The organism is Vibrio gazogenes (genome assembly GCF_002196515.1).
Lineage (GTDB): Bacteria > Pseudomonadota > Gammaproteobacteria > Enterobacterales > Vibrionaceae > Vibrio > Vibrio gazogenes_A.
The window spans coordinates 1500926-1522961 of the sequence record NZ_CP018835.1 but is presented as its reverse complement, the minus strand read 5'-3'; the positions used below and the strand labels follow the sequence as shown (position 1 = coordinate 1522961).

Annotated in this window: 10 protein-coding genes and 1 pseudogene; all 11 read left to right on the top strand. The window is 47.8% G+C overall.

Translation table 11 applies throughout. From position 1 onward, the window contains the following. The first annotated feature begins 2 nt into the window (after positions 1-2). The 11 genes and pseudogenes from BSQ33_RS06920 to BSQ33_RS06870 all read left to right on the top strand — a co-directional run bounded on the left by BSQ33_RS06920 (position 3) and on the right by BSQ33_RS06870 (position 21980). Positions 3-8261, top strand: coding sequence for a non-ribosomal peptide synthetase (locus BSQ33_RS06920; protein ID WP_088133720.1), 8259 nt, complete (start codon positions 3-5; stop codon positions 8259-8261). Between the two features lie 63 nt (positions 8262-8324). Further along, positions 8325-10031, top strand: a complete 1707-nt coding sequence (locus BSQ33_RS06915) for a cyclic peptide export ABC transporter (RefSeq protein ID WP_088133719.1) — start codon at positions 8325-8327, stop codon at positions 10029-10031. Between the two features lie 221 nt (positions 10032-10252). Continuing rightward, a pseudogene (locus BSQ33_RS21955) lies at positions 10253-10537 on the top strand (type VI secretion system PAAR protein); the annotation flags it as partial. Positions 10538-11378: 841 nt separating this feature from the next. Further along, positions 11379-11810: a hypothetical protein gene (locus BSQ33_RS06905; protein WP_088133717.1), complete on the top strand. Its 432-nt coding sequence runs from the start codon at positions 11379-11381 to the stop codon at positions 11808-11810. Between the two features lie 285 nt (positions 11811-12095). Then, positions 12096-14417, top strand: coding sequence for a type I restriction-modification system subunit M (locus tag BSQ33_RS06900; RefSeq protein ID WP_088133716.1), 2322 nt, complete (start codon positions 12096-12098; stop codon positions 14415-14417). Next, a complete protein-coding gene (locus BSQ33_RS06895; protein WP_088133715.1) occupies positions 14417-15793 on the top strand; it encodes a restriction endonuclease subunit S in 1377 nt (458 codons plus the stop codon). The genes BSQ33_RS06900 and BSQ33_RS06895 overlap by 1 nt, the downstream gene beginning before the upstream one ends. A 79-nt stretch (positions 15794-15872) precedes the next feature. After that, positions 15873-16829 (top strand): DUF4145 domain-containing protein, encoded by a 957-nt coding sequence (locus BSQ33_RS06890; protein WP_088133714.1) that lies wholly within the window; start codon positions 15873-15875, stop codon positions 16827-16829. 3 nt (positions 16830-16832) lie between these two features. After that, positions 16833-20081, top strand: coding sequence for a type I restriction endonuclease subunit R (locus BSQ33_RS06885; RefSeq protein WP_088133713.1), 3249 nt, complete (start codon positions 16833-16835; stop codon positions 20079-20081). Positions 20082-20270: 189 nt separating this feature from the next. Then, positions 20271-21251 carry a tRNA dihydrouridine(20/20a) synthase DusA gene (dusA, locus tag BSQ33_RS06880; protein WP_088133712.1) on the top strand — a complete coding sequence of 327 codons (981 nt, stop codon included), beginning with the start codon at positions 20271-20273 and terminating at the stop codon, positions 21249-21251. 156 nt (positions 21252-21407) lie between these two features. Next, entirely contained in the window at positions 21408-21608 is a 201-nt protein-coding gene (locus BSQ33_RS06875) for an envelope stress response protein PspG (protein ID WP_232471960.1), read from the top strand. A 135-nt stretch (positions 21609-21743) separates the two neighbouring features. Further along, positions 21744-21980: a hypothetical protein gene (locus tag BSQ33_RS06870; RefSeq protein WP_027694418.1), complete on the top strand. Its 237-nt coding sequence runs from the start codon at positions 21744-21746 to the stop codon at positions 21978-21980. Positions 21981-22036: the final 56 nt, after the last annotated feature.

Sequence of the window (22036 nt, the reverse complement as noted above, 5' to 3'; positions counted from 1 at the left end):
CCATGACTGATACACGCTTTTCTATTGATGAATTGTCACCCGAAGAAATGATGGCAATTCTGGAACAACTTGAACAAGACGGGGCTGCACAGCCCCAACTTCCCAAGCAAGATATCATCGTGGCTGCTGATGAAAGCCAACGAGAATTTCCATTGTCGCTGGCCCAGCAACGGTTATGGGTGATGTCACAAATGGATTCTGCGACAACCGCGGCTTATGTGATTGCTGCCGGGCTGCGCATTGAAGGGCCGCTGAATATGACGGCTTTAACGCAGGCGTTGGATCAGTTGGTGGTTCGCCATGCCGCTTTGCGAACGCATATTGAGGTTCGTGAGGGGCAACCGATGCAAATCATCGGTGCACCGGATTGCGGTTTTCCGCTGGAGATTTGTCACTCGGTTGCGGGTGAGGCGGAATCCGCTTATGAAGCTCCCCAGTTTGATCTCACCCAAGGGCCATTGGTGCAAGGGCGTTTGATTCGTCAAACGGACACCGACCACGCCCTGTATATCATGATGCACCACATCGTCGCGGATGGTTGGTCGATGGGTATCCTGACTGAAGAGTTAAGTGCCTTATACCATGCATATGTTCAGGATGGCATCGATCCACTACCGAAACCGACTATCCAGTTTGGTGATTACGCACAGTGGCAACAAGACCATATCCAAGGCGAAGTGCTTGAGCAACAGCAGCAGTATTGGGTCACTCATCTGCAAGGTGCGCCAGAACTGCTGTCATTACCGAGCGATCGTCCTCGCCCTGAACAGCGCGACTATCTTGGTGACAATGTTAGTGTCACGCTGGATGCCGAACTGACTGCTCGGCTGAGAGCGTTAAGTCAACGTTATGGATGTACTTTGTATATGACGCTGTTCGCCAGTTGGGCAGCACTGATGGGGCGTCTGGCAGGACAGGATGATGTGGTGATCGGCACGCCGGTCGCCGGTCGAACCCGCAAAGAAGTCGCTCACCTGATCGGAATGTTCGTCAACACACAGGCGTTGCGAGTGGACTTATCGCAACCGTTGAATACCGAGGCGTTACTGGCTCAGGTCAAAGCGACCTCACTGGCAGCACAATCCAATCAGGATATTCCGTTTGAGCAAGTGGTTGAGGCTGTCGCACCGCAACGTAGTTTGTCTTATTCTCCGGTCTTTCAGGTCTTGTTTTCCTTGCAGAATCAACCCCGCGTTGAAGCGGCATTGGACGACATGCGACTGTCTCATATTGATGTTCCCGATCATTCTGCCAAAGTAGACTTAGCGCTGCTCATGACCGAATGTGATGACCATTTGTCCGGTACGCTGAACTATGCGACAGCACTGTTTGATTCCGCCACGATCAAGCGTTATTTCGGTTACTGGAAATGCCTGCTGGAAGGAATGGTTGCTGAGTGTGATGCTGATGTCCGCACGTTGCCGATTCTGCCGCAATCCGAGCGGGATTACCTCATTACCACGTTGAATCAGACCGCTATGGCATTTCCTGATGATGCCTGTATTCATCAACTGTTCGAATCGTTTGTTGATGAAACACCGGAGGCAACCGCGCTGGTCACTGATGGTGAGTCATTGACCTATGGTGAGCTCAATATGCGGGCGAATCAATTGGCACATTGGCTGGTTGAACACGGTGTCGGTCCCGACAGCCGTGTGGCGATTGCTCTCCCCCGGAGTGCTGATTTGTTGATTGCGATGTTAGCGACGATGAAAGCGGGCGGGGTGTATGTGCCGATGGATCTCAATTATCCTGACGAGCGTCTGATTCATATGCTGACCGACAGTGCACCGCAGGTGTTGATCACTCATGCAGACGTGCTGCCGCGGCTCGGTGAAATCGCACCGGAATGCACGGTTGTAGATGTGGATGCCCATCGCCATATGTGGGCTGACTATGCGACGACCAATTTGGATGTTGCCGCGCTTGGTCTGACGGCACAACATCTGGCCTATATCATCTATACCTCCGGCTCGACTGGCAAACCGAAGGGGGTGATGATTGCCCACCAAGGGATATGTAACGTGTCATATGCGCAGCGAAATATGCTCGCTGTCGGCCGGGGAAGCCGGGTATTACAGTTCAGTTCAATCAGCTTTGATGCGAGTCTGTTTGAGATAGTCTTGGGAATCTGCTCTGGTGCCGAGTTACATTTTGCCGGGTCGGAGCAGCCCCTCGGAGAAGCGTTACTGACGATTCTCAAATCGCGCCGCATTACGCATGCCCCTTTACCGCCCGCAGCGCTGGGGAGTCTGCGCACCGATGTGTCGTTACCGGATTTGAAGATGCTGTTAACTGCGGGAGAAGCCGTCACCCGGACAGTGATTGAACCTTGGCTGACCGAAGGTCGCATGGTGTATAACGGTTACGGACCGACAGAAACTACCATCTGGGGGACGACATGCGCGTTACATCAAGGGTTTAACGGTGAACCACCGATTGGATTACCAAGACCCAACGGCACGATTTATATTCTTGACGCCCGCGGTGAGCCGGTGCCCCACGGTGTGACCGGTGAAATCTACCTCGGTGGTGTCGGGATTGCCCGCGGTTATCTGAATCGTCCTGAACTGACGGCCGAGCGCTTCTTGCCCGATCCATTCTCACCCCAAGCCGATGCGCGGATGTACCGCACTGGTGATTTAGGATGTTGGAAGCAAGACGGCCTGATCCACTATCAGGGACGCTGTGACAATCAGGTCAAAATCCGTGGCTATCGTATTGAGTTGGGTGAAATTGAAACCGCACTGCGTCGCTGCGAGGGGATTCAGGAAGCGGTCGTCACCGCGCAAAAAGATCAGCGCGGCAATCAACGTTTGGTCGGCTATTACACGCAGACTGTTGGTGTCACCGTTGACTTGGCTGCGCTCAAATCTCGTTTACATCAGAGCCTGCCGGATTACATGATTCCATCGGCTTATATGTTACTGGAACAATTACCGCTGACACCGAACGGTAAAGTGGATCATAAGGCCTTGCCTCCGGCTGATGAAAGCGCATTTGCCCACCGGATCTATGAAGCGCCACAAACCGAGGTTGAACAGTTACTTGCTACCCTCTGGTGTGACTTATTGGGCCTTGAACGGATTGGCCGCCAAGATCATTTCTTCGAACTGGGCGGGCACTCACTCCTGTCGGTTCAGTTGATCGAACAACTGCGTCAGCGTGGCTATCATCTGAGTGTCAAAGCGTTGTTCAATCATCCGACACTGGCTGCGCTGGCAAACGCGCTGACAGAAAACGCTGTGCCACTGGCTGCAAGTGTACCGAGCAATCAGATTCCTGAAGCGTGTACGCAGATTCTTCCTGAGATGTTGCCGCTCACCGAGCTGACCGCCGCAGAGATTGATGTGATTACCGCCAGTGTGTCGGGTGGCGCCGCCAATATTCAGGATATTTATCCGCTGGCCCCGTTACAGGAAGGCATTTTGTATCACCATATCCTGCAGAAGGAGAGTGACCCATACATTACGCCCGTGATCCTCACCTTTGATCAACAATCGCGGATGACGGATTTTCTCAATGCATTACAGGCTGTGATTCAGCGTCATGATATTTTACGGACCGGTATCGTCTGGGACGGACTACGGGAAGCGCATCAGGTGGTGTGGCGTCAAGCGCCACTTGCGATTCATGCGCTACAGATGGAGCAACTATTGGCGGTTTCATCTTCGCATGACGGAGCGGACAACAACGCTGCGTCGTCGCCCGACCTGGTGGCGCGACTACAGGCCTATTTTGCGCCTTCCCGCGTGCAGATGGATGTCTCTCAAGCCCCAATGTTAGCGGTTCATTATATTGCCGATCCGGCGCAACAACGTTGGGTCATGTGCTTACTTCAGCACCATTTGTGTATGGATCACACCACGCTGGAATTAGTGATCGAGGAAGTGCAGGCACATTTGCTGGGACAGGAGCATGCATTACCACAGCCCATCTCATTTAGGAATTTTGTCGCTCAGGCGCGAACCGAACTGAGTCAGCAAACATATCTCGATTATTTCCGTGAGCAGTTGGCTGACATCGAGCAGCCTTCTGCACCGTTTGATTGGCTGGAAACACAGAGTCATGGCTATGAGATTGAATCGTTACGCCACCCGGTTCATGATCGGCTGGCACAGCAGATCCGTTCTCAGGCCCGGCAATATGGCGTCAGTGCAGCGAGCCTGTTCCATCTGGCATGGGGATTGGTGGTTCGGGCCACCACGGGGCGGGATGATGTGGTTTTCGGCACTGTACTGTTCGGCCGGATGGCCGGCGGTGACGGGGCGGATCGCGCGTTAGGGATGTTTCTCAATACCTTACCGCTGCGCTTGTCTCTTGGGCAGATGAAAACCGGGGAAGCGGTGCAGATGACCCATCAGCGACTGGCCGAATTACTTAACTATGAGCATGCACCGCTATCTCAAGTACAGAAATGTAGTGGTGTCAGTGCCCCGGCACCATTATTCACGTCACTTTTAAATTACCGTTATCAAGGCGGAAGTGCCCAAACGGATATCGACGCTGCACAATCGGTTTCGGCGTGGGAAGGCATTGAGATGCTCGCCAATGAAGAACGGACCAACTATCCGGTCGGGCTGTCGGTCGATGATCTCGAAGGCGTGGGTTTTAGTTTAGATTTTAAAGTTGATCACCGTATCGGCGCGAAACGGATGGCGGAAATGGTCGAGCAAGCGCTGACCGCGTTAATGACGACCTTAACCGATGCACCGGCGCGTCCGGTTGGTCAGTTAATCGTGCTGCCCCATGCTGAACGCGACCTCGTGCTCAATCAGTTTAACCAGACGCAAACGTCATTCCCTGACGCATCCTGTCTGCATACGCTGATTGAAGCGCAGGTGGCTCGTAGCCCAGACGCGACCGCGGTGGTGTTTGACGACCAGTCGCTCAGTTATGCCGAGCTTAATGCACAGGCAAACCAACTGGCGCACTGGCTGATTGAACAAGGCGTGCGTCCGGACAGCCGGGTTGCGGTCTGTCTGGAAAGAAGTTGTGAGCTGGTGGTATCTCTGCTGGCGATTCTCAAAGCGGGTGGCGCGTATGTCCCGCTCGACCCGGGGTATCCGAGTGAGCGACTGACGTATATGTTGTCCGACAGTGCGCCGGTGGCCTTGTTGACCTGCGACAGTTTAGTGGCACGTCTGGGAGAGATTCCTGAAACAACCCGTTTAGTCGATTTGGCCTCTCCGGTGCAACCATGGCTTGATAGTCCGACAACCAATCCTGTGGTAGCTGAGCTGACCAACCGTCATCTGGCATACATCATTTACACGTCGGGCTCGACGGGTTTACCGAAAGGGGTGATGAACGAGCATCGTGGCGTGGTCAATCGTCTGCACTGGATGCAACAAGACTACGGGTTCAACGCAGATGATGTGGTATTGCAGAAAACCCCGTTCAGTTTTGATGTGTCGGTGTGGGAGTTCTTCTGCCCGCTGTGGTCGGGGGCGACATTACTGATGGCGAAACCCGAAGGGCACAAAGACCCGGATTACTTAAAAAACCTTATGACCACCCAAGGGGTAACGATTGTGCACTTTGTCCCCCCAATGTTGCAGAGCTTCCTTGAGGTGGTCAGCCCTGATGATTGTCCGAGCCTGCGCTTGGTGTTCTGTAGTGGTGAAGCGCTACCGGCGGAAGCGATACGCAAGAGCTATGCGCGTCTGCCACAGATTGAATTACATAACCTGTATGGGCCGACGGAAGCGGCGGTGGATGTCACCGCGTGGTACTGTCCACGGCAACTGGCGGGTGACCGGGTTTCAATCGGACGTCCGGTGGCGAATACGCAGATGTATGTCCTCGACAGTGAGGGCCATCCGGTACCGGTGGGTGTTGAAGGGGAGTTATACATTGGTGGTGTTCAGGTTGCGCGGGGTTATCTCAACCGTGATGAGCTGACGGCTGAGCGGTTTGTTGCCAATCCGTATACCGCTGATGAGCACGCTCATCCGGTGATGTACCGTACCGGCGATGTGGGTTGCTGGTTACCGGACGGCACGATTGAATATCGGGGCCGCAATGATGACCAGGTCAAAATCCGTGGTTTCCGGATTGAGCTGGGTGAAATCAGCTCAGCGCTACAAGGTTGTACCGGTGTTCAGGATGGTGTGGTGGTTGCGCGAGCCTTCGGTACCCGTTCTGAAAAACAGAGCGCTGATAAACAGTTAGTCGGTTACTACACCGCGGCACAGGCGGATGCGGTGCCGGATGTGGCGACACTGAAGGCCGAGTTGTCTGAGCGCTTACCGGCGCACATGGTACCGTCGGTATATGTGGTGATTGATGCGATGCCATTAACACCGAACGGTAAAGTGAACCGTAAGGCATTACCGGAGCCGGATATTAGTTCAGTAGTGCGGCATGAATATCAAGCACCGGTGGGTGATGCGGAGCAGCAACTGGCAGCAATTTGGTCAGCGCTGCTGGGTGTTGAGCAAGTGGGTCGTGCCGACAACTTCTTTGAGTTGGGCGGTCACTCCTTGCTGGCGGTGCGGATGGTCGGTGAAGCGCAGCGACAGGGGATGACGCTGGACTTGGCGAGATTAATGACAACGCCTGTTCTGCATGAACTGGCAGCAACATTTGCTCAGGCGCAGGATGCAGCGACCCAAGACGCTGACAGTACCGCGCAGCACGATCACGATCAGGCCATCCCGTTCCGTACCACCGGGAAACAACTGCCGCTGTTTATCGTCCCTGAATTCAGCGGAGAATTGTTATACGGACCGACGTTGACAGCGAACATCGATCCAGATATTCCGGTCTACGGATTATCGGCACCGGATCGGATGCAGACCTCATTGAAAACCTATCAACGGATGGCAGAACGTTATGTCAGTATGATCCGTCAGATCCAGCCGCAAGGGCCATATCGTCTGTTTGGCTGGTCTTCCGGTGGTGTGTTGGCTTATGAAGTGGCGGCGCAGTTACTCGGTCAGGATCAGCAGATTGAATTTATCGGTATGTTAGATAGCTGGGTACCGAGCATCATTGAACAGCCGGTGCAGACTGATGACGAGATGATCACGGCGCTGAGCCATCATATCGTCGAATATCTTGCCGGACAGATGCGCGGTGCTGCTGTTGAACTGCCAAAGCAAGACCACTGGCAGGACTACTATCGCATCGGATGTACTGAGGGCTATTTACCTCAGGCGTGGACGGAAACGTATTTTCATCAGATGTTAATCCATCAGAAAGACTTTCTCCGCGCAGCGTATCAGCCATTGCCTTTACCGATTCACCTCGACTTGATTGCGACACAACAATCACTGGATATTGAGCCGCTGCTTGGGTGGTCACAAATTCTACCGCGTGAAAATATCCACTGTGTCACCGTCCCCGGGACACATTATGAGTTGATGAGTGCCCCTTATATTGCAGATGTCGGTGCAGCGATTTCACAAGTGATTGCCCATCGCGCAGATTTTTATCGGCACAATCCAGTATATCCGGTCGCGGATGAGACCCCGGTGATGAAATTGCAGAACGGTAAATCCGGTCAACCACTTGTCGTCTGTATTCCCGGTGCCGGGGATAATGTGTTCTCGTTTGTTGATTTTGTTCAGACCATGCCATCTGACTGGACGGTTCTGGCGATTCAACCGCGGGGATTATGGGGTGGCGGTATTCCTCATAGCAGTGTTGAGGCGGCGGCATCTTTCTATCTCGATGCATTACGAGATCAACTGGGCGCACATGAGCTGCACATTGTCGGTCACTCATTTGGTGGCTGGGTCGCTCTGTCGCTGGTGACTCAGATGGAGGCACAAGGCATTCCGGTGAAATCACTGACAATCGCAGATTCCCGGGTGCCGATGCGCACCTATCATCAGGAATACAGTGATCTTCAGGCTTTGATCCGTCTGATTGAGTTATTTGAAATGCGCGGCTGTTCACTCGGTTTAACATCAAGCGAGCTGGCACCGCTCTCGTATCATGCGCGTCTTGCGTTGACGTTAAGTCGTTTGATTGACAGCGGCCTGCTGCCGAAAAGCACCCGGAACAGTGACTTTGAAGCGATTTATCGCGCTTTTGCAACGCACATTCGTATTTGGTTTACACCGGCGGTTTTACCGGAAACGCCGACCACGCTGGTGATCGCACAAGGTTCGTCACCGGAACGTTTTGTCGGTTGGAAGACACTGATGCCTGACATCAGCGTGCGACAAAGTTTGGGAAATCATATGACATTATTAAAGCAACCCGACGTTCGTCTGCTGACGGATACGATTCAGGGTCAGACTGCTATTTAACTGAAGATGTTGTGGCCACTGTATTCGAGCGTGCAGCCACATTCAAATAGATGAGGAATTGAGATGTTTAAATCCATTTTAAGTCGTTTTAAATGGCAGATCTTCGCAGCAACCGTCCTGAGTGTGGTTGGTGCGTTAGCGGGGATTATGATGCTGAGAATCATCACGGCTCAGGTCAGCCTGATTGGTGCCGGAAAATCACCCGGCCCAAATGCGTTTCTGATTTTTGTCGGTGTGGTGGCGACGGTATTATTGTTCAGCCTCGCCTCCCGTTATCTGTTGGCAAAATTGAGTGCCCGGGTGGTGTATGAGTTTCGTGATTCACTGGCGAAGCGGCTGCTTTCAACATCGTATGCGATGCTGGAACAGATTGGTGGTCACCGTGTAATGGCGGCGATGAAAACGGATGCAGCCAAGTTATCTGACGGACTGTTGATGTTGCCGGGCTTTATCTACAGCTTAGTGACGGTGATGCTGTGTCTCGGATATATGGTGTATACCTCATGGGAACTGTTCTCGGTCGTCTTCGTCTTGATTGCGTTGATTGTCGTGATTGCTAAGTTTTTCCTGAAACGCGGATTCCACCATTACATGCTGCTACGTGAGTATGAAGATGATATGTTCAGTGGTCTCAAAACCTTGGTTGACGGGATTAAAGAGCTGAGTATCAATGCCAATCGTCGCCGTTTTACCTACAATCAGCTCCTGGAGCCGAACTTTAAAGCGATTCGTGAGCGGAGCGTTAAAGTGTCGGTGATCTTTACCATGATGGGCAGTATGGCTTCGACGTTAGTGTTCTTCGTGATTGGCATTATTGTCTTCGGCAGTCGGATTTATTTTCCCAATGTGCCGCTGGAAGTGATCGTCACGTTTGTCCTGACCATTCTGTATATGGTGAATCCATTGCAGGGTGTGATTGATTCGATGAGTCGCTTCAGTGACTGTTCAAGCTCTTACCGCAATATCGAGAGCCTTGAACTGGCGGAGCTGGAAGATTTTCAGCGCACCACGGAAGCGGAGAAAAAACCACCAGCGGAAAATGAATCATGGCAGCGCCTGACCGTTCGGGACATGATGTTTCAGTATCAATCGGAAGATGATGAATATTCATTCCATGTCGGCCCCGTGAATGCTGAATTTCAGCGTGGTGAGGCGATTTTCCTGACCGGTGGAAACGGTAGTGGTAAATCGACATTTGCCAAATTGTTGGTTGGCTTGTATCGCCCGAATCAAGGTACGATTCAGCTCGATGATAAAGTGGTCTCGGAGTCAATTGATATGCATGAATATCAACAGATGTTCTCGACTATTTTCTCGGATTTCCATTTATTTGAGCATGTTCTCAATGGTGAGGGTGAGCCGGAAAAAGACGAAGTGATCCAAAAATATCTCGCTGATCTGGAACTGACCACGAAAGTCACTTCCAAGGATGGCAAGCTCTCCTCCGTTGCGATGTCTCAGGGACAGAAAAAACGGTTGGCATTACTGATGTCATATATCGAAGATACGCCGATCTGTCTTTACGACGAGTGGGCTGCGGATCAAGACCCGCGTTTCCGCGAGATCTTCTACACCCGGATCATTCCTGAACTGAAACGTCAGAATAAACTGGTGTTGGTCATCAGCCATGATGATCGTTATTTCCATCTTGCCGATCAGCTGATTAAGTTCGAAAGCGGCAATATTGTGGAAAATCACATTCAGAATAGATACAAGGGCGCAGCAACCGAAGCTGTTGAGGAAGAAGAAATGATGACGATATCGGTTTAACGTCAAGCGACAATTGAACCGGAATAATTCTAGGGCGGCAGTTGATCAACTGCCGCCCTAGTGCGTTTAAAGCGGTCAGCAATATATCGATTACAACATCAATAAAAAATTCCTTTTTCTGAAGATATTTCAAATGAATTAAAAAATGGACTCAATTCTGTTTATTTGTCGAAAGTGACCATCTTATTATCTCTGTTTTGATTCAGATGAGAATAAAGGTTATGGCTAAAGGCGCAAAAGTTGGTGATATGGGAAGCGATCACGATGGGTTTCCGCCAACGCCTATTATATCTGGCTCACCGACGGTCAAATTTGATGGGATTCCAGCGGCTCGCGTTGGTGATCCGCTGACCGCCCACGATAAGCCCAAACATTCCCCGCATCCAAGGACGATTTCTTCTGGCTCATCAATGGTGATGATAGATGGCAAACCAGCAGCAATGTCCGGATGTTCTATCAGTTGTGGCGGTATCGTCAATGTTGGCAGTGGTACAGTCAATATCGGTGATGGCCCGGGCGGAACAGCAGCAAGTACGCCAGTAAAACCGCTGGCAAAAATAGCAAACCGGACAAGTCAGCCTGCTTCATCCGTTGCCGCGCAGTATTCAGAAAGTATATCCAGTGTTGCCAGTCGTACCTCAAGTGTGACTCAGACCGGAAGCAATACTCGCACGATTAAAATAAATCCGAACAATATGTACTGGCCGGAATATGGTTTATCAAAAGAGGTACAAGTTGTCTACGAGCAGGAGACGGTGAAATTTGCGGTTTTGGCACCGGAGGAGTGGAAAGTTTTCTTTGATAGTCTGGATGCTGCCAAAACGGTCAAAGACACGGTAACCGGGTTATATAATGCCAGAGACACAGCGAAGGCTTTGGGTGGTCTGGGAAGCGTTGCTTTTATTAAAGAAGTCGACGGAGTTGAATACTTGCTCCTGAAAGATTATGACAAATGGAAGCAAACTTTACTTTATGGTGGTGTGTTTAAAGCCAACAATGAACAAGTGGTAAAATTAGGACTTGGGGCGCTGGATTCCACAAAAGGCATGGTACGGTATGTGAAAGTGTCAGGATCACTAGAGATATTAGTTGGATCTGCAATTAATTCACTCCAGTTCATTGTCAATGATGCATATACTCTTAGAAAGCTAGGAATAGACGAAGCGAAATTGTTGGTGAATGCTTTTGCAATTGCAAGTGGTCAGCTTCTTGCGAGTGCTATCATTGCTCCGCAAACGATAGTCGCAAAACTAGCAATTCTTGTTATCGTATCTTTTAGTATTTGGGCTGTTGACAAAGTTACAGATTTTGAAAAGAAAATCGTAGAAAAAACAATAGAAACATTTGATGAAAAATGAAATTAAAGTGAGACAAATCATAATCATAACCCTTGGGGTTATATTTATTTTATTAATGGCTTGGGTTATATGGGAAGCATTCCTTCAAACGTTGTTTAGGAGTACCAACGCTGTTATGTTTTCTTTTTCTGGCATCATCCCAATGAGCTGTTTTGTTCTTGTTGTATGGCTTTCTATAGGTACTTACTGCCGTTCATATGAATTGGTTCAAAATAAAAAATATGGTGATATTAAACCGAAGAGTAATGTTTTGATAACATTGTTAATAGCGTCTGCTATGTTAGGACTCAGTATTAACTATGCTAATTATTTCTTAATTATTAAAGCAAATAACTTCATAGAGTGCCCACGTAAAAGTGGATACAAAGAAAATCTCATGCGTGATTATGTAAAAGACATAAGTCAGTGTGAAAGGCTTTGAATGATGAGGGCTCACAACATGGTGAGCCTTTTCGTATCAATTATTTGTCTTATTCCATATGCCATATGGCGGTGACTCACTCCAATATTTCCATTATCCATTATAAGACGGAGCCTGACATTTGGTTTCCGTGACACTTGCTACATAAAATCGGGATGATGCAAGTTTTGAAAAACTTGTGAGCTTGAGCATAGAAGTGTTTTTAATGACTTAACCGTCGGACTTTAGCAGCGTCTTCAGTATAATGTCCCCAATGTCGTATTCAACGCTTTTGGGCTATTCTCGATGACTAACAACAACTTCTCTCAAACCGCCGCTTTTATTTGGTCGGTGGCTGATCTGCTGCGCGGTGACTTCAAACAATCTCAATACGGTCGTGTGATCCTGCCGTTTACCCTGCTTCGTCGTCTTGAGTGTGTACTGGAACCGAGCAAAGATTCTGTAGTTGCCGAGCATGAACGCATCAAAGTGATGAATCTGCCAGAAGAAGCACAAGAAAAATTCCTACTACGTGCTACGCAGTCACCAGCACAGCCAGATGGCTTGGCTTTCTTTAATACCTCGCCGATGAACCTTGGCAAGATGGGGCAAAGCAACATTAAGGCGAACCTTGAGAAGTACATTCAATCTTTCTCTAAAGATGCGCGTGAAATCTTCGAGCACTTCAAGTTTGATGAATTTGTCGGTCTGCTGGAAGATGCCAACCTGCTTTATAAAGTGGTGAAGAAGTTTGCCACCACCGATCTTAGCCCAACCAAGATCTCTAACTATGAGATGGGTTTAGTGTTTGAAGAGCTTATTCGCCGCTTTGCGGAAAGCTCGAATGATACTGCTGGTGAGCACTTTACTCCGCGTGACATCGTGCGTTTAACCACCTCTTTGGTGTTTATGGAAGACGACGAAGCCCTAACCAAAGATGGCATCATCCGCACCATCTATGATCCAACAGCGGGTACAGGCGGCTTCCTTTCTTCTGGTATGGAATACGTACACGAACTCAACCCGAAAGCGGTAATGCGTGCGTTTGGTCAGGAGCTAAACCCGGAGTCCTACGCTATCTGTAAGGCAGATATGCTGATCAAAGGGCAAGACGTTAGCCGCATCAAACTGGGTAACACCCTGTCTAATGACCAACTGCCAGCAGATCAGTTTGACTACATGCTGTCTAACCCGCCGTTTGGTGTGGATTGGAAAAAGATTGAAGGTGAAATCAAAGACGAGCACCAGCAAAAAGGCTTTGATGGGCGCTTTGGCGCAGGCTTGCCGCGTGTGTCTGATGGTTCGTTACTGTTCCTGATGCACCTTATCAGCAAGATGCGTGATAAGAAGAATGTCGACAACCAAGTGATCGATGGCGGTCGTATTGGCATTATCCTTAATGGTTCTCCACTATTTACTGGTGGTGCGGGTAGCGGTGAGAGTGAAATACGCCGCTACATCCTTGAAGCTGATCTACTTGAAGCGATTGTCGCACTGCCTACCGACATGTTCTACAACACAGGCATTGCGACCTATGTTTGGGTACTGAGTAACAAAAAAGACCCTGCACGTAAGGGCAAAGTGCAATTGATTAATGGCGCTAACTTAAGTACAAAAATGCGTAAGTCATTAGGCTCTAAGCGTCACTATTTAACTGATGACGAAATTCGCACTATCACGAAAAACTTTGGTGACTTTGAAGAAATCGATACCTTGACCCAAGATGGTGTGACGGACAACCAAAAACACTTCGCCAGCAAAATCTTCGAGACGCATAAGTTTGGCTATCGTCGCCTCACTATTGAGCGCCCACTGCGTCTGTCAGCACAAATCACCGATGAAGCTGTGGCATCATTGCGCTTTGCACCTAAGCCATTGAATACCGTGATGCAGGCAGTTTTTGAGCAGTTTGGCTCGGAGTGGACGGAAGACACGTACGGCTCACTAACTGATGTGGAAAAAGAAGTTCGTGTCTTGATCAAAGCCGACTTCCCAGAGCTAAAAGAAAAGCAAATTAAGGATGTGCTGGATAGCAAACTGTGGCTCAGCCAGAAAGCCCTGATGGATGATGCCAAAGCCCTGCAAGTAGCCGTTGGCGACAGTCTTGGCGGAAGGGCGCAGCAATCCGACGACTTCAACCAATTTGAACTGACCTTGAAAGGCGCATTCAAGACCACTGGCATCAAGTTCGATGTCAAGCAGAAGAAACAATTGATTGATGCGGTCACATGGAAAAATCCAGATGCTGAGCCGGTGATCAAAAAAGTGCTCAAAGAAGACGCACAGCCGCTATACGGGGCTTTTGATTACAAAGGCAAGGTTGTTGAGTTCCAGCAAGATGGCGACCTACGTGATAACGAGAACGTGCCACTTGATCCATCTGTGACAACATCAAACTTAATCGAAAGCTACTTCAAGCGCGAAGTGCAGCCACACGTTGCCGATGCGTGGATCAACGCGGATAAGCGCGATGACCAAGATAATGAGATTGGTGTAGTCGGCTACGAAATCCCTTTTAACCGCCATTTCTATGTCTATCAACCACCCCGTAATTTGGCAGAAATTGATGCTGATTTGGATGCCGTCAGTGCCGACATTATGAAGCTGCTGCAAGAGGTGCATTCGTAATGGGGAAGTATCAGGCATATTCGGAATATAGAAGCTGGAACAACGAATGGATAAGTCGCTTACCAGCATCATGGCAGCTTGTACCATTGAAGTATATTTGTTCTGGTTTTGTAAAAGATGGCCCTCATGAGACGCCTAAATTTATGGACGATGGTATTCCCTTTTTATCAGTTGATGGAATTCAAGATAACAAATTGGTTTTTAATGGTTGCCGATATATATCAGAAGAAGACCATATACGTTACTCAATGAAATGCCATCCAAAGCAAGGTGATGTTTTGCTGGGTAAGGCCGCATCGGTGGGAAAGGTTGCCTATGTTGACAGTAATATAGATTTTAATGTTTGGTCGCCTTTAGCTGTCATCACAGCAAAGAGTAACAGATATGGGAAATATATATATTACTGCCTGCAATCAAATATGCTTCAAGCCCAATGTGAAGTATTTGCTAATTCAAACACTCAGAAAAACTTGGGCATGAACACAATCGATAACCTCGACATGCCGTTACCGAGTGAAAATGAAGCAGATGTTATAACTAACTTCCTCGATCACGAAACTGCCAAAATTGACACCTTGATCGAAAAGCAGCAGCAACTGATTAAGCTGCTGAAAGAAAAACGCCAAGCGGTGATTAGCCATGCGGTGACTAAAGGATTGAACCCCCAAGCACCCATGAAAGATTCTGGTGTAGAGTGGTTAGGGGAAGTGCCTGAGCATTGGGATGTGGTGCCGTTAAAATATTTAGTAGATGAAAAAGCCGCTGGTCCGTATGGAGCCTCGTTAACAAAAGCAATGTATACAATATCTGGAATCAAAGTATATGGGCAGCAACAAGTCATCAGCAATGATTTTACCGTTGGTGATTACTTTATTTCTGAAGATAAATATAAAGAAATGACAAGATATACAGTATTTCCTGATGATGTTCTTGTATCAGTAATGGGAACTGTTGGCAAAGTTGCTGTAGTTCCTAAGAGTGCAGAGTTTGGCATCATAAACCCTCGACTTGTCCGGTATAAATTTGCTTCAACGAAAATATTACCTCGTTTTGTTCAAGCGTTAATAATGAGCCTACGTTATCAAAGTCGCTTAAGTGAAGCTTCTCAAGGATCGACGATGGAAGGTTTGAATATGGGAATCTTGGGTGATTTGCCACTAGCTTTCCCAAATTTAGAAGAGCAGGCACAGTTGTTAGACTTTATTGATAAAAAAATAACAAAGTATTCAACTGCAATAAACAAAGCTCAGGAGTTCGTTGAGCTATCTAGTGAACGCCGAACAGCGCTTATCTCGGCTGCAGTCACAGGTAAGATTGATGTGCGTAACTGGCAAGCACCAACATCTCAGAATCAAGCGTTGGAACAAACCGCTTAAACCTATTGCCACTCTAGCTTAAGGAAGCAGAGTGTTTTTTTCTCTTTGGTTGGCTAACAAGAATTAGAAGAACAAGGTTATGAAAGACACAACACAAGAACGGGCACAAACACCACAAACTAACATGGCAATGGATATAACGCTTTGGAGTAAATTAATTGGTTACTCCTCAATTAAAAGCTATCCATTATTGCCTTGTCCTCACTGCCAAAAAAACGAACTAAAACTAGAGCATGAGAGTATTCAAAGTAGACAGCTTAGCAAAGAGTCTCTTGCTAAAAATCGCAAGTACAAAGCGGAAAAGGCAAAACTTCTTCAATCAAGTGAACCAATGACACAGTCTATAAAAGCAGAAGATATTACTTTGTGGAAAATCATTGGAGCGGTAGCGTCAGTGCATGACTCATATACCAATCCTATCAATGGAAGCCCACATTTACTGAACTGCTTTTTTACTTGCCAAAGTTGTCAAGAAAGCGTTTCAGCCTCTGGAATTAAGTTGATTCCTGAAAAAGGTTTCTTAAATTCAGATGATGTTATTCCACACGTGAAATTTGATCACTTTTCTCCTCCGCTGGTGATGTTTCCCATTTCTAAAAATGTTCCTGACAGCATTAGCGAAGAGCTTTTTGATGCCTTCAAATATTTCCATTTTGATCCATCCTCTTCTGCTGCGAAGTTACGCAGAGCCATGGAGCGATTTTGTGACCATCAACAAATCGAAGGTAACAACCTAAATCGTAAAGTACAAAATTTAGCAAAGCCTCATCCAGAAGAAGCCATGTATCTTGAAGCACTGAAACTGGTTGGAAATGAAGGCACTCACGGCAACAATGTTGATGAATTAGACTTACTCTATGCTTTTCAGATTTTTGAATTCGTACTCGAACTCTATGACAGACAAGCACGCTTTGATGCTCTGCAAAATGTATACGATAAATTAGCGGAGAAAGTAGGTAAGGAAAAGCTTCAGCTTAAATATGAGCCTCCGATTATGCATGAGGCTTTGCCCACCAAATGCGATAAACAGGGTTAAAGTATGACTGACGCGACAAGGGAAAAAATATTTCAGGACGACATCATCAGTCAAATGGTGGCTAATGGCTGGGTGCAGGGTACTGGTGAAGGCTACAACCGCGAATCGGCTCTCTATGAAGCGGATGTGCTGACGTTTATCAAAGAGACTCAGCCGAAAGAGTGGGAGAAGTTTTGCAAAGTCTTCCCGACCGACTCAGAGCGCCACTTCCTTGATGCCTTGGTCACGCAGCTTAAAAAAGCCGATGAAAATGCTACCGACCGCGCATCACGCACTTTTGGCACCTTGGGCGTGCTTCGTCATGGTTTAAAAATCCGCAATGCCCGTTTTGAATTGTGTCAGTTTAAGCCAGAGCATGACCTCAACCCTGAAACCTTGGCGCGTTATCAGCAAAACATCTGTCGTATTGTGCCAGAGCTGGTTTATAGCCCTTATGCTACGCAAGCTGAATTCGAGGCGACTGGTAAACAGGCTAAGAAATGGCGCATTGACTTAGTGCTGTTCGTTAATGGCTTGCCAGTTTCTACCCTCGAGTTGAAATCTGAGTTCAAACAAGCAGTAGAAAACGCCATTGCGCAATACAAACTGACCCGTTTACCGAAAGACCCTGCCACCAAAAAGCCAGAGCCACTATTGAGTTTTAAACGCGGTGCATTAGTGCATTTCGCGGTAAGTCAGTATGAAGTTCACATGGCAACCAAGCTTGTGGGTGAAGAGACATTCTTCTTACCGTTTAACAAAGGCACACATGATGGCGGTAAGGGCAATGACATTCCCGAAGATGAAAACCGCTACGCGACTGATTATCTGTGGAATGAAGTATTAACGCCAGACAATCTGCTCAATATCATCGGGCGCTTTATCCATCTTCAAATTGAAGAAAAAGAAGATTGGGAGGGTCGTAAGACCAAGAAAGAAACCCTGATCTTCCCGCGTTACCACCAGTGGGATGTCGTCACCAAGCTGGTTAATGCCGCGATTGAAGAAGGCACAGGCAATAAGTACCTCATCCAACACAGTGCAGGTTCGGGCAAGTCCAACTCGATTGCATGGACAGCGCACCAACTTTCGACCTTGCATGATGCCAACGGCAACAAGCAGTTTGATTCGGTGATTGTGGTGACTGACCGCACCGTTCTGGATGATCAGCTACAAGATACCATCTATCAGTTTGAACATGCTGATGGCGTGGTGGGGCGCATCAACCGCAAAGAGGGGGATGGCTCTAAATCAGAGAAGCTAGCAACAGCATTGGAAACCTCTCAGCCTATCATCATCGTGACCATTCAAACGTTCCCGCATGTATTAAAGGCGATCGAGAATTCAACGTCACTGAAAGAGCGTCGTTACGCCATTATTGCCGATGAAGCGCACTCGTCACAAACAGGTGCAACCGCTCGCCAGCTCAAAGAAGTGTTGATGACGGATGAAGCCGATGATGATACCGAACTTTCCTCAGAAGATATTCTTGATGCCACCGTTGCGGCTCGTCGGGGCAGTGCTAACCTGAGTTATTACGCCTTTACCGCCACACCAAAGCCAAAGACTCTGGAGTTGTTTGGTCGCAGACCTGACCCAGAGCAGCCAGCATCTAAACGCAATTTGCCAGTGGCTTACCACATCTATTCAATGCGTCAGGCGATTGAGGAAGGCTTTATTCTTGATGTTTTGAGGAACTACACCAACTACAAGGTGATCTATCAGCTCAAGCAAAAGCTGGAAGCGGAAGATAAAGAGGTCGATTCAGGAAAGGCCAAGCTGAAACTCAATAACTGGGTGCGCCTACATGACCACAATATCTCGCAGAAAGTGAAAGTGATTGTTGAGCACTTCAAAAAGAACGTGATGGGCTTATTGGGTGGTCAAGCTAAGGCTATGGTGGTCACTAGCTCTCGTAAAGAGGCTGTGCGCTACAAACTGGCTTTTGATAAATACGTGGCAGAAAATAGTTATGCGGGGATTCGTGCGATAGTCGCGTTCTCTGGAGAAGTGGAATTTAATGCCGCCGACCCAGACAGCACGGCGTTTATGGATCAGAAATTTACTGAGCACAACATGAACCCTGATCTTAAAGGTCGTGAGATGCGCAAAGCCTTCAACACCGATGACTATCAAGTGATGTTGGTTGCCAACAAGTTCCAGACAGGCTTTGACCAACCGAAACTCTGTGCAATGTATGTAGATAAGAAGCTGGCTGGCGTTGAGTGTGTACAGACACTTTCTCGCCTCAACCGTATCTATCCGGGGAAAGCAGAATGCGGTACTTTCGTGCTCGACTTCTATAACGATCCGCAAGATATTCTTGATGCTTTCCAGCCTTATTATCAAGTGGCAGAGCTGGAGGATGTCACTGACCCTGACAAGATTTTTGACCTATCAGAGAAGCTGCGTGCTAGCGGTATTTTCTTATGGTCGGAGGTCGAGCAGTTCGTTGATGCTTTTTTTACCAAGAACAAGTCTAATGCGGCCATCAGTAATATCTGTAAGCCAGCCATTGATCGATGGCGCAAGCGCTATACCTCTGCGGTCGAAGAATATATTCATGCCAAAAACGTGTTTGAACGCACCAAGAAGACTGGTGATGCGGTGTTAATTGCCAATGCAGAGAACACCTTTAAAGCGTGTAAGCAGGAAAAAGACCGTTTAGAAATCTTCAAGAAGGATTTAGGCAGTTTTGTTCGTTTCTATGAGTTTATGTCGCAGATTGTTGATTACGACGACAAAGAGCTAGAGAAACTCAGCCTTTATGCGCGCCATCTTCGTCCAATGTTGCGCGAGAAGGTGATTGAAGAGGATGAGCTTGATCTGGGTAATGTGGTGATGAGCCACTATCGTCTGTCGAAGATCCGTCAACAGGACATTCAGCTAAAGGAAAATACGCCTGAGTACAAGTTGCACCCAAGTAACGATGTAGGCACAGCCAAACCAAAGGATAAGAAAGAAGAGTTCCTGTCTCACATCATTGAGCGACTGAATGAAGTGTTTGTCACTGACAATCTGACCGATAAAGACATGATCAATTATGCCTTCACCGTGCGTGACAAGTTGACTGAAAACGAAACGGTGATGAGCCAAATCGCCAATAACACTCGCGAGCAAGCCATGTTAGGTGACTTTCCGCGGGCGATTGATGACGCAATTCTGAATAGTAGTGATGCCCACCAAGAGCAGATGATGCAGCTACTATCCGACCCGAATAAGACCAAGCAATTTGCTCGGGTGATTTTTGATTTATTGAGCGGAGTGAAGTAATGGCAATTTATGAGTGGGCTGACGATGCTCTCGTTCCGGTAGAGAGCACTTCATTTGAAGCAATTGGTGGCGGTATGTATAATCCCGCCTCCTTAGACTCGAACGACCTGCATCGTGTCTCTAGATTTGCCTTGCTTGGCTATAGTGGCTTGTATAGCTAAGGTTCTGAAAAATAGTGAGATTTAAACTATGTATCCTACTTGCCGCTTTTCCGTTGCACCCATGCTCGACTGGACGGACCGTCACTGCCGCTATTTTCATCGATTGCTGACTTCGCAGGCGCTGTTGTATACCGAGATGGTGACGACCGGGGCGATCATTCATGGGAAAGGTGATTTTCTCGCTTACAATGATGAGGAACATCCGGTTGCACTTCAGCTCGGTGGCTCGAATCCACAGGATCTGGCAACGTGTGCTAAATTGGCTGCTGAACGTGGCTATGATGAAATTAATCTCAACGTTGGTTGTCCGTCTGACCGAGTCCAGAATGGCCGGTTTGGTGCGTGTTTGATGGCTGAGCCTCAGCTGGTTGCTGAGTGTGTCGCTGCAATGAAAGCTGAAGTCGATATTCCGGTGACAGTGAAAACAAGAATCGGGATTGATGAGCAGGATTGTTATCAATTTCTGACGGATTTCATAACGATCGTGGCTGAACAAGGTGGCTGTGAGCAGTTTACCATCCATGCGCGTAAAGCCTGGTTGAATGGCCTGAGCCCGAAAGAGAACCGGGAGATCCCACCGTTAGATTATCCCAGAGCTTATCAGTTAAAACGGGATTTTCCCCATTTGCAGATTGCTGTGAATGGCGGTATCAAAAGCCTCGAAGAAACCAAAGCCCATCTGGAGCAACTTGATGGCGTGATGGTTGGTCGTGAAGCATATCAGAATCCATATTTACTGGCGGAAGTCGATCAGCAGATCTTTGGGCTAGAGACGCCAGTGAAAAAGCGCTCACAGGTTGTCGAGGAAATGTATCCGTATATTGAATCGCAATTATCGAAAGGTGCATATCTTGGGCACATCTCTCGTCATATGATCGGGTTGTTTCAGAATATGCCCGGAGCCCGACAATGGCGTCGTTACATTAGTGAGAATGCGCATAAAAAAGGCGCGGGAATCGAAGTGATTCAAACAGCACTGTTGAAAATCCCTGAATCTTTAAATGTGTAAATTTGACCAGAGATTCGTCAGATTGACCGATTGTCAGCGATTGATTTGGCATAAGGTCATTCTGAGGCTCGGAAAATCAGTGGGTTCAGGTTGTGTTGAGTTGGCCTGATTTCTGCTTACTCATAGAAAATAAAGCTGGGAAAATAAAGGAAAAGAATGATGATTGAACTGCTGTATTTGTTGATCTTTGCAGGCGTGCTATTTTTTACAGGTGTGACGCTGTTTGGGGTTATGTTGTCGATTGGCTTGTCATTCTTGTTTGTCTTGGCGTTTGGTATGTTCGCCATGTTGATTAAGATGCTGCCTTGGTTACTTGTGATTGTGCTTGGTATTTGGTTATTTAAGAAATATGCATAATTGCTATTTCTTTTGGTTATTAATTGGTATCTTTATATTTTATTTTTATATATTTATCGGTAAAAGCTTAACTTTTCGTCCATCATCTTCCATGATGACATAAGCGTGTTGGTGATCAGCATGGAGGAACAAGAGATGACGCTTGAAGAACTGAGAGCCCTGTATCGGGAAAACCTTTTGGTGGAAGCGATTGTCGAGCCTTTTTCTGACAATGGTATGTGGATTGTTGAGTTCAGACACGCGCACGGACCTTTTATTCTGTTAACCGATGACGATGGCGAAGAGTGCCATTACACCAATTTAGATATGGCTTCTAAATCCGCGATGGATGTCGGTTTTAAACAAGTCCGAATCGAATCTCTTGAGTTATAGCCTTTCTTACTCCCAAAAGTTATAAAACATTCTCATCTATTCTTTCTTGTTATTAG